The 12,700-nt window shown below is 67.1% G+C and carries 12 protein-coding genes; 7 read left to right on the top strand and 5 right to left on the bottom strand.

Annotation, left to right across the window (positions count from 1 at the left end):
- The coding region (locus tag IBX53_RS11750) for a peroxidase family protein (protein WP_367171609.1) at positions 1-772 on the top strand (772 nt) is incomplete at its 5' end.
- A 99-nt stretch (positions 773-871) separates the two neighbouring features.
- Here the strand turns inward: IBX53_RS11750 and IBX53_RS11745 are convergent.
- The 5 genes from IBX53_RS11745 to IBX53_RS11725 form a co-directional block, all read right to left on the bottom strand.
- Entirely contained in the window at positions 872-2,359 is a 1,488-nt protein-coding gene (locus IBX53_RS11745; protein WP_290909415.1) for a YdiU family protein, read from the bottom strand.
- 117 nt (positions 2,360-2,476) lie between these two features.
- A complete protein-coding gene (locus IBX53_RS11740; RefSeq protein WP_290909413.1) occupies positions 2,477-3,742 on the bottom strand; it encodes a TRAP transporter large permease in 1,266 nt (421 codons plus the stop codon).
- Positions 3,739-4,305: a TRAP transporter small permease gene (locus IBX53_RS11735; protein ID WP_290909411.1), complete on the bottom strand. Its 567-nt coding sequence runs from the start codon at positions 4,303-4,305 to the stop codon at positions 3,739-3,741. The genes IBX53_RS11740 and IBX53_RS11735 overlap by 4 nt, the downstream gene beginning before the upstream one ends.
- A gap of 15 nt (positions 4,306-4,320) precedes the next feature.
- The gene (locus IBX53_RS11730; protein ID WP_290909409.1) at positions 4,321-5,304 is read right to left on the bottom strand and encodes a TRAP transporter substrate-binding protein; all 984 of its coding nucleotides are present in this window, start codon (positions 5,302-5,304) and stop codon (positions 4,321-4,323) included.
- Positions 5,305-5,421: 117 nt separating this feature from the next.
- A complete protein-coding gene (locus IBX53_RS11725; RefSeq protein ID WP_290909407.1) occupies positions 5,422-6,105 on the bottom strand; it encodes a GntR family transcriptional regulator in 684 nt (227 codons plus the stop codon).
- Between the two features lie 189 nt (positions 6,106-6,294).
- Here IBX53_RS11725 and dctP point away from each other — a divergent pair, with 189 nt between their 5' ends.
- From dctP to IBX53_RS11695, 6 genes are all read left to right on the top strand, one after another.
- The gene (dctP, locus tag IBX53_RS11720; RefSeq protein WP_290909406.1) at positions 6,295-7,290 is read left to right on the top strand and encodes a TRAP transporter substrate-binding protein DctP; all 996 of its coding nucleotides are present in this window, start codon (positions 6,295-6,297) and stop codon (positions 7,288-7,290) included.
- A 79-nt stretch (positions 7,291-7,369) separates the two neighbouring features.
- On the top strand, positions 7,370-7,885 hold the full coding sequence (locus tag IBX53_RS11715; RefSeq protein WP_290909404.1) for a TRAP transporter small permease subunit: 516 nt from the start codon (positions 7,370-7,372) through the stop codon (positions 7,883-7,885).
- Positions 7,886-7,887: 2 nt separating this feature from the next.
- Positions 7,888-9,222, top strand: a complete 1,335-nt coding sequence (locus IBX53_RS11710; RefSeq protein ID WP_290909402.1) for a TRAP transporter large permease — start codon at positions 7,888-7,890, stop codon at positions 9,220-9,222.
- Positions 9,223-9,235: 13 nt separating this feature from the next.
- Positions 9,236-10,591: a malonyl-CoA decarboxylase gene (locus tag IBX53_RS11705; protein ID WP_290909400.1), complete on the top strand. Its 1,356-nt coding sequence runs from the start codon at positions 9,236-9,238 to the stop codon at positions 10,589-10,591.
- On the top strand, positions 10,588-12,105 hold the full coding sequence (locus IBX53_RS11700) for a malonyl-CoA synthase (protein WP_290909398.1): 1,518 nt from the start codon (positions 10,588-10,590) through the stop codon (positions 12,103-12,105). The genes IBX53_RS11705 and IBX53_RS11700 overlap by 4 nt, the downstream gene beginning before the upstream one ends.
- 17 nt (positions 12,106-12,122) lie before the next feature.
- Positions 12,123-12,700 (top strand): 2-hydroxychromene-2-carboxylate isomerase (locus IBX53_RS11695; RefSeq protein WP_290909396.1); only part of this gene is annotated, 578 nt, incomplete at its 3' end.

Below are 12,700 nucleotides of genomic sequence, written 5' to 3'. Positions count from 1 at the left end.
CACCGCCTGGGACAGCGCCCGCACCTTCCGCGGCTCCGACATGCGCGGCGGCGCCAACGGTGCCCGCATCCGCCTGGCCCCCCAGAAGGACTGGGAAGGCAACGAGCCGGCGCGCCTGGCCAAGGTGCTCAAGGTCTACGAGCAGATCTCCGCCGAGACCGGTGCCAGCGTCGCCGACGTGATCGTGCTGGGTGGCAACCTGGGCATCGAGCAGGCCGCGAAGGCCGCGGGCCATGACGTCCATGTGCCCTTCCTCAAGGGTCGCGGCGACGCCACCGACGAGATGACCGATGCCGAGTCCTTCGAGCCGCTGGAGCCTCTGGCCGATGGCTTCCGCAACTGGCAGAAGAAGGAGTACGTGGTCAAGCCGGAGGAGATGCTGCTGGACCGCGCCCAGCTGATGGGCCTGACCGCAACGGAGATGACCGTGCTGCTCGGCGGCATGCGCGTGCTGGGCACCAACCACGGCGGCACCCAGCACGGGGTGTTCACCGACCGCGTGGGTCAGCTGACCAACGACTTCTTCGTCAACCTGACCGACATGGCGAACCGCTGGGAGCCCACCGGCAAGAACGCCTACAACATCGTGGATCGCAAGAGCGGCAGCACCAAGTTCACCGCGACCCGCGTCGATCTGGTGTTCGGCTCCAACTCCATCCTGCGCGCCTACGCCGAGCTCTACGCCCAGGATGACAACCAGGAGAAGTTCGTGAAGGACTTCGTTGCCGCCTGGACCAAGGTGATGAACGCCGACCGCTTCGACGTCGCGTAACGCCGAAGGATGGCCGGGGAGACCCAGCCAAGCCTGCCGATACAGAGACGCCCGGGGAAACCCGGGCGTCTTTTTTCTTTCATGGGGTATCTGCCTGGCTCAGGTCCCGCAGAAGGTGCGGAAGACCCGCTCGGTGGCCGGCGCCGGCTCGGCATACGCTTCCCGACCCGGCTGCTCGGTGAAGGGCTCGGCCAGCACCTCCGCCAAGGCCTCGAAGGGGGCGAAGTCGTCGTGCTCCACCGCCGCGGCGATCATCCGCTCCACCTGATGGTTGCGGGGAATGTAGAGCGGATTGACGGCGTTCATGCGCGCGGCGATCGCCTCCAGGCCGACGCCTTCCCGACTCAACCGCTCGCGCCAGCGCGGCAGCCATTCCCGCAGCGCCCCGTCGCTCTCGAACAACGCGAGCAGCGCGGGCGCCTCGTCGTGGACCGCCTCGGCGAGGCGGCGAAAACCTAGGGTGAAGTCGGCGCGGCCGGCGTGCAGCGCTTCCAGCCAGGCCTCGGCCAGTTCGCGGTCTCTCGCTTCCTCCTTCACGAGCCCGAGCTTCTCACGCATCACCGCCAGCCATTCGGCCTCGTAGCGCGGCTCATAGTGCTTGATCACCTCGGTGGCCTTCTCGATAGCGCGCGTCTGGTCGGCATCGAGTAGCGGGATCAGCGTCTCGGCGAAGCGTGCCAGGTTCCACTGGGCGAGCCACGGCTGGTTGCGGTAGGCATAGCGCCCCTGGTCGTCGATGGAGCTGAACACCATCGCCGGGTCATGGGCCTCCATGAAGGCGCAGGGGCCGTAGTCGATGGTCTCGCCGGAGATGGTGCAGTTGTCGGTGTTCATCACCCCGTGGATGAAGCCGAGCCCCATCCACTTCGCCACCAGCACCGCCTGGCGCCCGGCCACCGCCTCCAGCAGCGCCACGTAGCGCTCATCGTCTTCCAGGCCTCGAAGCGCCGGTCCCTGAAGATGGGGATAGTGGCGCTCGATGGCCAGGTCGGCGAGGGTACGCACCGCCTCCTGGTCCCCTCTGGCGGCGAAGTACTGGAAGGTGCCCACCCGCAGGTGGCTCGCGGCGACGCGGCTCAGCACCGCGCCGGGCTCGGGCACCCGGCGGAACACCCGCTCCCCGGTGGTCACCGCGGCCAGCGCCCGGGTGGTGGGCACGCCGAGGCGATGCATCGACTCGCTCACCAGGTATTCGCGCAGCACGGGCCCCAGCGGGGCGCGACCATCCGCCCCCCGGGAGAAGGGGGTCATCCCCGCCCCCTTGAGCTGGATATCGCGCAGCCGGCCTTCACGGTCGGTCACCTCGCCCAGCAGCACCGCCCGGCCGTCCCCCAGGCGCGGGTTGAAGTGGCCGAACTGGTGGCCGGCGTAGGCCTGGGCGACGGGCTCGGCCCCAGCCGGCAGAACATTGCCGGAAAACCATTCAGCGGCACGCGGCTCATCGAAGGCGGCCAGATCGAAGCCCAGCGCCTCGGCCAGCGGCTGGTTGAAGGCCACCAGCCGCGGCGCGGGGACCGGCACGGGGTCGAATCGCTCGTAGAAGCGCTCGGGCAGGCGCGCATAGCGCAGGGTGAACTCGGGGAACATGGCAACTCCGGTCGCGGCGGGGGCGTGAATACCCGAGTATAACGCTCGGGATTCTCCCTTTCGACCTATCGCTTCCATAGCCGCGCCGAGTCGGTCCGGCCCAGGCGGGTGCCTCGATCAGCGACCGATCAGCGCCGTGGTCAACCAGGGCTGCCAGGCCAGCAGCACCAGGGTGACGAGGCTCGCCAGCAGGAAGGGGATCAGCGAACGGAAGATGCGCATGGGCGAGGCGCCGGTCATGGAGGAGGCGATATAGAGTCCCGCCCCCACCGGCGGCGTGAGCAGGCCCAGCACCAGGGTCAGGCAGACCACCACGCCGAACTGGTAGGGACTGATGCCGAACTGCTGGGTGGCGATGGGCAGCAGGATCGGTACCACCAGGATCAGCGCGGCGATGCCGTCGATGATCATCCCCACCAGCAGCAGCACGCCGATCAGCAGCAGCAGGAACAGGAAGGGATCGGTGGTGAGCGCGGCGATCCAGGCCGCGGCCATCTGCGGCAGGCGTTCGTAGACGATCACCCAGCCGAACACCCCGGCGGCGGCGATCAGCATGATCACGAGCCCCGCATTCACCGCGGTTCGCTTGAGCACCGTGGGCAGCATCCCGAAGCGCAGGTCACCGTAGAGGAAGCGCCCCAGCAGCAGGGCGGCCAGCGACGCCAGCGCCGCGGATTCCGTGGGGGTTGCCAGCCCCAGCAGGATGCCGCCGATGATGATCAGCGGAATGGCCAGCGCCGGCAGGCCCATGATCAGCGCTTGCTTCACCTCGGCACGAGTGGGCCAGCGCCCCCTGGGATACTGCTGCACCAGCCCCACCACGGCGATGGCCAGGAAGAAGCTGAAGCCCAGCAGCAGCCCGGGCAGGATGCCGGCGATGAACATCTCGGCGATGGGCACCTGGGCCATCACCCCGAACAGCACGAAGAGCATCGAGGGAGGGATGATCGGCGAGAGCAGGCCCCCGGCGGCGGTGATCGCCGCGCCATAGGAGCGGCTGTAGCCCTCCTGCTCCATGGCCGGCACCATCGCCCGGGACATGATGGCGATCTGCGAGGCTGCCGAGCCGATGATCGCCGCCATCATCATGTTGGCGACCAGATTGATATAGGCCAGCCCCCCGCGGAAGCCGCCCACCAGCAGCCGCGCCAGGTCGATCAACCGGCGGGTCACTCCGCCTTCGTTCATCAGCTCGCCGGCCAGCATGAACAGCGGGATCGCCAGCAGCCCGTAGCTCTCGATGGCCCCGAAGAGCTGCTGGGGGTAGGAGTCGAAGAGCACGCTGTTGCCCGAGACCTGGATGTAGACCATCGCGGTCAGCGCCAGCACCAGGGCGATGGGCACCGCACCGAGCAGCAGCAGCCCGAAGACCGCGACCGTCATGGTCCCGCCCCCGGCGGTCGGGGCGCCTCGACCGGGTCACGCAGCCCGCGCAGTGCCTCACCCAGGTTGACCAGGGCGTGGAAGGTCAGCGACATCGCGAACCAGGGGACGATCAGCCACACCCAGAACTTGGGGATACCCAGCGTCGAGGTGTTCTCGGCATAGATGAAGTTGAAGGTCTCGCCCTGGAAGGCACGAACGTCGAAGCCCAGCCGGGCCAGTTCCAACGGCTGGTACCAGCGCCAGCAGAGCCACATCAGCAGCACGGCGAAGACCAGCACGGCGAGATCCACCAGTGCCATCAGCAGGCGATGAGCGAAGCCCGGCAGGGCATCGGCCACCAGGGTGACGGCGATGCCCTGCCGGCGCTTGAGCACCGCGCCGGCGATCAGGAAGGTCATCCAGATCATGGCGAAGATGGCCAGTTCGCTGATCCAGTAGAGGGGGCTGCCCGCGGCACGAAAGGCCACATTGACCAGGATCAGCAGGGTGACCGCCGCCGCGAGGGCGGCGGCGGCGATTTCCTCCAGGCGCGCCAGGCGGTCGGAGAGGCGTGACAGCATCGGCTCCGCGTCTCCTTACTGGCGCAGGCGCTCGGCTTCCTCGCGCAGCGCCTCGAGCATCGGCGCCTTCTCGGCCCAGGTGGCCTCCCACTCGGCGATGGCCTCGCTGAAGAACTCGGCGTCGGCCTCGACGATGTCGAGGTCCAGGCCGCGGATCTCTTCCTCCTGGGCGGCGTCCATGGCCTGGAAGCCGGAAAGCACGTTCTCCAGATGTTCGGCCATGGTGGTCTCGATCAGCTCGCGGTCCTCGGCGGAGAGCTCGCGCCACACCCGACCCGAGACCACGCCCACCATGGGAAACATCATGTGGTTGGAAATCAGCAGGTTGTCGGCCTGCTCATAGAACTTGAGAATCAGGATCGAATCGAAGTCCATGTCAATGGCGTCCACCTGGCCGTTGGCCAGGGCGTCATAGACCTCGAGCAGCGGCAGCGGCGCCGGGGCCGCGCCGGTGGCGGTATAGAAGTCGCGGATCGGCTCGAAGGGGGTGATGCGCAGGCGCTGGCCGCGCATGTCATCCATGCTCTCGATGGGGTCGCGGCTGAGCACCTGGCGCATGCCCACCATGCCGTAGCCGAGCCCTACCAGCCCCACCTCGGCCGGCATCAGCTCGAGAAGCTCGGCGGCGGTATCGGAGCGCAGCAGGCGTGCGGCGTGGTCCACGCCGTCCACCAGGTAGGGGGCGTAGAGGGCGCCGAAGTCCGGGATGCGATTGGAGATCTCGGCGATGGTCAGGAAGGCCATGTCCAGGGCGCCGGTCTGCAGCTGCTGGACCATCTGTGCCTCGTTGCCCAGCTGCTGCGCCGGGAAGACGCTGACGCTGTGCTCGCCGCCGGAACGCTCGTGGAGGCTCTCGGCGAAGGCCTCGGCCTCGGTGCTCCACATATGCTGTGGCGGGGTGATCAACCCCAGGCGGAAGTCCCGCGCCTGGGCGGTCAGGGAGGAGGCGGCCAGTGCGGTGGCGGCCACGGCCAGGGTCAGCGTCTTGATACGATTCATGGGAGCCTCGTGTCGGTCCAGCGTGGCCCGACCGTAACGCGGTCGGGCCTTGTCGTTGTCAAGCTGACGAGATTACCGCAGGCGAGGCGTTGATGGCATCCATTCGGTCCCCGGGGCTCACCCCGTGCCGCTGAGCGGGCTCTCGAAGCGACGCACGCTGGCCACGAAATCGCTGAACCGCTCACCCTGGATCAGCACATGATCGCGCAGCAGCGCCTCGGCGCGCCCCGCCTCACCGGCGGCGATGGCAGCAACGATGGCCTGGTGTTCATCCAGCGAGGTAGTCACCCGATGGCGCACCTGCAGCTGCAGGCGCCGATAGGGCTTCAATCGCTGCTTGAGCTGGCGCGCCTCGCTGGCCAGGAAGCCGTTATGGCTGGCCGCGTAGATGCAGGCGTGAAACTCCTCATTCTCGTAGTAGTACTCGTCCGGGTCACCGGCCTGGGCGGCGGCCTGGCAGCGGGCATGGGCCTCCTTGAGAGCCGCGAGCTCCTCCTCGCTGATGCGCCGCGCCGCCAGGCGACCGCACATCCCCTCCAGTTCGGCCATCACCTCGAACATCTCGATCAGCTGATCGATCCCCACCCGGGCCACGAAAGTGCCTTTCTTGGGTGATACCGTCACTAGCCCGCTGGCCATCAGCTGCTGGATCGCCTCACGCACCGGCGTGCGCGAGACATTGAACTCCTGCCCCAGGGCCTCTGGGTCCAGGCGCTCTCCCGGCACCCGGCGCCCGTTGATGATGTCATCCTCCAGCGCATCCCTGAGTCGTTGGGCGCTGGAGCGCTTGGCACCCGTCATGCGACACCTCCCTTGATCAAGCCATCGGGCCCCGGTGAGCAGCATCTTGCAGGCCCGCAACATGTGTCCCTACCTTGACAGTAGCATATGTCAAGACTATTGATATATACATCAGCACCGCTGATAAACATCTCATAAAAGACCAAGCACACAAGAACAAGCACACAAGAACAACCTTGGAGACGCCCAATGAAACGCTATACCCTCCCCGCCGTCGCTGCCCTGGGCCTTGCCATCGCCGCCAGCTCCGCCTCGGCCGACACCGTCCTGCGAGCCTCCCACCAGTTCCCCGGGGGCCAGGGGGACATCCGAGACGAGATGGTCCAGCTGATGGCCCGCCACGTGGAAGAGGCCGATGTGGGCCTGCAGATTCAGGTCTACCCGGGCCAGTCGCTGTTTCGTGCCGGTGAACAGTGGGGTGCCCTGGTTCGCGGCCGCCTCGACATGACCCTGCTCCCCCTCGATTACGCCAGCGGTCGCCATCCGGAGTTCTCCGCCACCCTGATGCCGGGTCTGGTGCGCAACCACGAGCACGCCGCGCGCCTCAACGATTCCGAATACATGGGCATGATCAAGCAGGTGATCTCGGACAACGGCGCTCGCGTGCTGGCCGACAGCTGGCTGGCCGGCGGCTTCGCCTCCAGCGAGCAGTGCATCACCTCGCCGGACACCGTGGCCGGCCAGAACATCCGCGCCGCCGGTCCCGCCTTCGAGCAGATGCTTCAGGCCGCCGGTGCCTCCATCGCCTCCATGCCCTCGTCGGAGGTCTACACGGCCATGCAGACCGGGGTGCTGGACGCCGCCAACACCTCCTCGATGTCGTTCGTTTCCTTCCGCCTCTATGAGCAGGTGGAGTGCCTGACCGAACCGGGCGACTTCGCCCTGTGGTTCATGTATGAGCCGGTACTGATCTCCGAACAGGTCTGGCAGAGCCTCACCGAGGAGCAGCAGGCCGTGCTGATGGCGGCCGGCCAGGCCGCCGAGGAGTATTTCACTGCCGAAGCGGCAGCCGTCGATCAGAAGATGGTGGACGTCTACAGGGAGAACGGCATCGAGGTGGTGAGCATGAGCGAGGAGGACTACAACGCCTGGCTCGATATCGCCCGGGAGACCTCCTACAAGAATTTCGCCGAGAACGTACCCAACGGCCAGGCCATCATCGACGCCGCCCTCGCGGTCGAGTAACGCCTCCTCCTTCCCAATGTGATCCGGGCCATCCGCAAGGGGTGGCCCCCATTCTGTAAACCGGGAGGAGTCAACGGCCATGGCCAATTCCCCAACCCTTGCTCGACGTCCCGGCGTCATCGGCGGCTACATACGGCTGATGGATGTGCTGTCCCGGGTCAGCGCCTACCTGGCGACGGTGATGTTCATTGCCGGCGTGCTGGTGATCTGCCAGATGGTCTTCATTCGCTACCTGCTCGGCATGAGCACCAGCTGGCAGACGGAGTTCACCGTGTTCTCGGTGACCGGCGCCATGCTGATGGGCAGCCCCTATGTGCTGATGACCGGCGGACACGTCGCCATCACCATCCTGCCCGACGCCCTGGGCGGCATGGCCCGCAAGGCCATGCGGCTGACGGCCTCACTGGTCGGACTCGCCTTCTGCGCCGCCCTGGCCTACGCCTCCTGGGTCTACGTCGCGGAGGCCTACGAATTCAACTGGCGCACCGGCACCGTGTGGAACCCGCTGCTGTGGCCTGCCCTGATGCCCATGGCCGTGGGCACCACCCTTCTGACGCTGCAATACGTGGCTGAAATCCTGCGAGGGGAGGCCTAGCCATGGATCCGATTACACTGGGCATCATCGTTGCCGTCGTGCTGGTCCTGCTGATGGCGATCGGCACGCCCATCGCCTTCGCCCTGGGCGGGGTGTCGCTGCTCGCGCTGATGTACGACCGCGGGCTCCCCGAGCTGATCTATTTCGGCGAGACCTTCTTCGACCGCATCGCCGAATTCGGCTTCGTGGCCATTCCCATGTTCATCCTGATGGGCGCCGCCGTGGCCTCCTCGCCCACCGGGCGCGACCTCTACCGCTCCCTGGACCTGTGGATGGGCCGGCTGCCGGGTGGCCTTGCCGTCTCCAACATTGGCGCCTGCACCATCTTCTCGGCCCTCTCCGGTTCGTCTCCCGCCACCTGTGCCGCCATCGGCAAGATGGGCATCCCCGAGATGCGCAACCGTGGCTACCCGGACGGCGTCGCCGCCGGCTGCATCGCCGCCGGCGGCACGCTGGGTATCCTGATCCCGCCCTCGGTGACCATGATCATCTACGGCATCTCCACCGAGACCTCCATTGGTCGTCTGTTCATGGCGGGGATAATGCCCGGGCTGATGCTCGCCGGCCTGTTCATGATCTGGACCATGATCGCCTGTCGCCTGGAGGGGGGCTACAACAACCCGATGTCCCGGACCGCCGAGCGCGTGAAGGAGAACATCAAGGCCAACGTCGATACCAACCTCAAGGCCCTGGTTCGGGTGGTGCCCTTCCTGCTGGTGATCGTCGGCATCCTGTTCGCCCTCTACGGCGGGGTGGCCACGCCCTCCGAGGCGGCCGGCGTGGGGGCCTTCCTGTGCGTGGCCCTCGCGGTGCTGATCTACCGCATGTGGCAGGTCAAGCCGATCAAGCTGATCATGCGCGATTCGTTGCGCGAGAGCGTGATGATCATGCTGGTGATCGCCACCGCGGAGGTGTTCGCCTATGCCCTCTCCTCCATGTTCATCACCCAGACCATTGCCGCCGCGATCAGCGACCTCGACGTCAACCGCTGGGTGCTGATGGGCATCATCAACGTCTTCCTGCTGGTGGCCGGTTTCTTCCTGCCGCCGGTGGCGGTGATCGTGATGACCGCCCCGATCCTGTTGCCGATCATCCTGGCCGCCAACTTCGACCCCTACTGGTTCGCGGTGATCCTCACCATCAACCTGGAGATCGGGCTGATCACGCCACCCGTGGGCCTCAACCTGTTCATCATCAAGGGAATCGCACCGGATATCTCCCTGCGCGATATCCTCATGGGCAGCCTGCCCTACGCACTCTGCATGGTCCTGGGCATCCTCCTGCTGTGCTTCTTCCCGGGCATTGCCCTGTGGCTGCCCAACCTGATCATGGGCTAATGGAGACGAGACCATGAACATGAGCTTCCTGCAGGAGCTGTTCAACAACATCACCCAGCGCGACGCCCTGCTGCGACGCCGCAGCGGGGAGTCCCCCACGCCCGACCACGGGCAGCTGGTGGCGGCCTGCCAGGCACTGCTGGAGAGCGACGGCGAGGCCTCGAGCATCGCCCTGGCCAGCCGGGCGCTGGCCATGTACCGCCGCCTTTCCGCCCCGGAGCGGGAGCGTTTCTTCGCCCGCCTTGAGGCAGAGTTCGCCGCCGAGCCGGCACGCATCGACGGCGCCTATGCGGCCTATCAGGAGGACCGCGACAACGCCAGCCTGCAGGCACTGTTCGAGGCCTGCGAGCCGCGCCGCCAGGAGCTGTTCCGCCGGCTGAACCTGGCCAGCGACGGCACCGTGGAGCTGGTGCGAATGCGCGAGGACCTGCTGGCCCTGCTGCGAGACCACCCCGGGCTGGACGCCATCGACGCCGACTTCGCCCACCTGTTCGGCTCCTGGTTCAACCGCGGCTTCCTGGTGCTCAAGCGCATCGACTGGAACACACCGGCCTCGATCCTGGAGAAGATCATCCGCTACGAGGCAGTGCACGAGATCCAGGACTGGGACGACCTGCGCCGCCGCCTGGACGCCCGCGACCGCCGCTGCTTCGCCTTCTTCCACCCGGCGATCGGCGACGAGCCGCTGATCTTCGTGGAGGTGGCGCTGTGCAAGGGGCTGCCGAACCGCATCCAGCCGATCCTGACCGGCGAGGATGGGGGCGTGGAGGACCCAGAGGACGCCGACAGCGCCGCCTTCTTCGGCATCAGCAATTGCCAGACCGGCCTGCGCGGCATCTCCTTCGGCAACTTCCTGATCAAGCAGGTGGTCCAGGAGCTCAAGCACGAATTGCCGCAACTCCGATACTTCGTGACCCTCTCGCCGGTGCCGGGCTTTCGACAGTGGCTCGAGGAGCGTCGCGACGACGAGAGCCTGCCCAGGGCGCTGCGGGAGACCCTCGGCGAACTCGACGCGCCCGAGTGGCAGCGTGACCCCGAACGGGCGACAAGGCTGGAGGCGGTGGTCAAGCCGCTGGCCGCGCGGTACCTGGTCCACGAGAAGAACGCACGCGGAAAGCCCCTCAACGCAGTGGCCCGCTTCCACCTGGGCAACGGCGCCGAGCTGCACCGGGTCAACTGGGTGGGTGACATCTCCGCCAAGGGGCTCAAGCAGGCCGCCGGCCTGATGGTCAACTACCTCTACGTGCTCGAGGATATCGAGCGCAACCACGAGAACTATACCGCCAACGCCACCGTGGCCTGTTCGAGCGAGGTGCGTGACCTTGCTCGCAAGGCCCGGAAGCTGGCCAAGGGAGAGCACAGCAAATGAACCACAACCTCTTCGCGACCTTCGCCGAGCGCATGCAGGAACGTGGCGACGACGCCTTCATCACCACCCGAGAGGGGCGAGGCTACACCTACGCACAGGCGCTGGCGGCCAGCGCCCGACTCGCCAGTGCCCTGACCGCGCTCGGCGTGCAGCAGGGGGACCGGGTGGCGGTGCAGGTCGACAAGAGCCCCGAGGCCATCCTGCTCTACCTCGCCTGCCTGCGTATCGGCGCGGTCTACCTGCCGCTCAACACCGGCTACACGGGGGAGGAGATCCGCTACTTCCTCTCCGACGCCGAGCCGGCGCTGTTCGTCTGCCGCGCCGCCGTGCTGGACGAAGCACAGCGTATCGCGACCGAGACCGGCTGCCCGGCGGTAGAGACCCTGGGCACCGCCGCCGACGGCAGCCTGATGGAGAAGGCCGCCGCCGCCACGCCTCGGGAAGACATCGTGACGCTCGGCGAGCGCGACCTGGCGGCGATCCTCTACACCTCCGGTACCACGGGGCGCTCCAAGGGGGCCATGCTCACCCACCGCAACCTCGGCTCCAATGCCGAGACGCTGCGCCAGTCCTGGCACTTCACTCCCGAGGACCGGTTGATCCACGCGCTGCCGATCTTCCACACCCACGGCCTCTTCGTGGCCTGCAACGTCACCCTGATGACCGGCTCGAGCATGCTCTTCCTGCCGAAGTTCGATGCCGACGTGATCTTCGAGGAGATGCCCCGCGGCAGCGTGCTGATGGGGGTGCCCACCTTCTACACCCGGCTGGTGGCAGACGAGCGCCTGACGCCGGAGGTCACCGCCAACATGCGCCTGTTCGTCTCCGGCTCGGCCCCGCTCACCGCCGAGACCCACGAAGCCTTCGAGCAGAAGACCGGACACGCCATCCTCGAGCGCTACGGCATGACCGAGACCAACATGAACATCTCCAACCCCTACGACGGCGAGCGCCGCGCCGGCACCGTGGGCATGCCGCTGCCCGGCGTGGAGTTCCGCATCACCGATCGCGAGACCGGGGGCGAGGTGCCCGAAGGCGAGATCGGCATGCTGCAGATCCGCGGCCCCAACGTGTTCATCGGCTACTGGCGGATGCCCGAGAAGACCCGCGAGGAGCTGCTGGAGGATGGCTTCTTCATCACCGGCGACCTGGCCATGGTCGACGAGCGCGGCTACGTGCACATCGTCGGACGCGACAAGGATCTGGTGATCTCGGGGGGCTACAACGTCTATCCGAAGGAGGTCGAGCAGTTGATCGACGAGCTCGAGGAGGTCCACGAGTCGGCTGTGATCGGCCTGCCCCATCCCGACTTCGGCGAGGGCGTCACCGCCGTGGTGGTGCGCCAGCCAGGTGCAAGCATCGACGAGGCCGGCGTGCTGGCCCATCTGGATGGCCGGCTGGCGAAGTACAAGCAGCCCAAGAAGGTGTTCTTCGTCGACGTCCTGCCTCGCAATACCATGGGCAAGGTGCAGAAGAACGAGTTGCGCAAGCAGCTCCAGGACACCTACCGCTGAACCGACGAGGAACGCCCATGTCCCGCCATATCACCTACTACTACACCCATGTCTCCCCCTGGAGCTATCTCGGGCATGCCCGCCTGGGCGAGATCGCCGCGCGCCACGGCGCCACGATCGACTATATGCCGATCACCCTGGGCGCGATCTTTCCGCGCACCGGGGGCCAGCCACTCGCCAAGCGCGCCCCTGCCCGCCAGGCCTACCGTATGGCCGAGCTGCGGCGCTGGCCCCGGCGGCTGGGACTGCCGCTGAACGTGGAACCGAAACACTTTCCCACCGACGACCGCCCCGCCGCCCGCCTGGCCCTCGCGGCCAAGGCCCGCGGGCATGACATCGCCGACCTGTCGCTTGCGCTGATGCGGGCCTGCTGGGTAGAGGAGCGGGACATCGCCGAGGCGAGCACCCTGCGCGAGATCGCCGACACCGTAGGGCTGGACGGGCAGGCTCTGCTGGCCGAGGCCGAAGGTCCCGAGGCCCAGGCCCGCCTCGACGAGAACTGCCGGCTCGCGCTGGTGGAGGGCTGCTTCGGCGCCCCCTGGTACAGCGTCGACGGTGAACCCTTCTGGGGTCAGGACCGCCTCGAACTGGTCGA

It is taken from the genome of Halomonas sp., from assembly GCF_014859505.1.
GTDB lineage: Bacteria > Pseudomonadota > Gammaproteobacteria > Pseudomonadales > Halomonadaceae > Halomonas.
Note: the sequence above shows the minus strand (reverse complement) of the source record. Positions and strands in the feature narration are given on the sequence as shown.

What these genes read in the sequence shown, in the direction of transcription:
- IBX53_RS11735 (WP_290909411.1), bottom strand. Translation starts at nt 4,305, where the DNA reads ATGCTGTCACGCCTCTCCGACCGCCTGGCGCGCCTGGAGGAAATCGCC.
- IBX53_RS11715 (WP_290909404.1), top strand. Translation starts at nt 7,370, where the DNA reads ATGGCCAATTCCCCAACCCTTGCTCGACGTCCCGGCGTCATCGGCGGC.
- IBX53_RS11710 (WP_290909402.1), top strand. Translation starts at nt 7,888, where the DNA reads ATGGATCCGATTACACTGGGCATCATCGTTGCCGTCGTGCTGGTCCTG.
- IBX53_RS11700 (WP_290909398.1), top strand. Translation starts at nt 10,588, where the DNA reads ATGAACCACAACCTCTTCGCGACCTTCGCCGAGCGCATGCAGGAACGT.
- dctP (WP_290909406.1), top strand. Translation starts at nt 6,295, where the DNA reads ATGAAACGCTATACCCTCCCCGCCGTCGCTGCCCTGGGCCTTGCCATC.
- IBX53_RS11745 (WP_290909415.1), bottom strand. Translation starts at nt 2,359, where the DNA reads ATGTTCCCCGAGTTCACCCTGCGCTATGCGCGCCTGCCCGAGCGCTTC.
- IBX53_RS11730 (WP_290909409.1), bottom strand. Translation starts at nt 5,304, where the DNA reads ATGAATCGTATCAAGACGCTGACCCTGGCCGTGGCCGCCACCGCACTG.
- IBX53_RS11725 (WP_290909407.1), bottom strand. Translation starts at nt 6,105, where the DNA reads ATGACGGGTGCCAAGCGCTCCAGCGCCCAACGACTCAGGGATGCGCTG.
- IBX53_RS11740 (WP_290909413.1), bottom strand. Translation starts at nt 3,742, where the DNA reads ATGACGGTCGCGGTCTTCGGGCTGCTGCTGCTCGGTGCGGTGCCCATC.
- IBX53_RS11705 (WP_290909400.1), top strand. Translation starts at nt 9,236, where the DNA reads ATGAACATGAGCTTCCTGCAGGAGCTGTTCAACAACATCACCCAGCGC.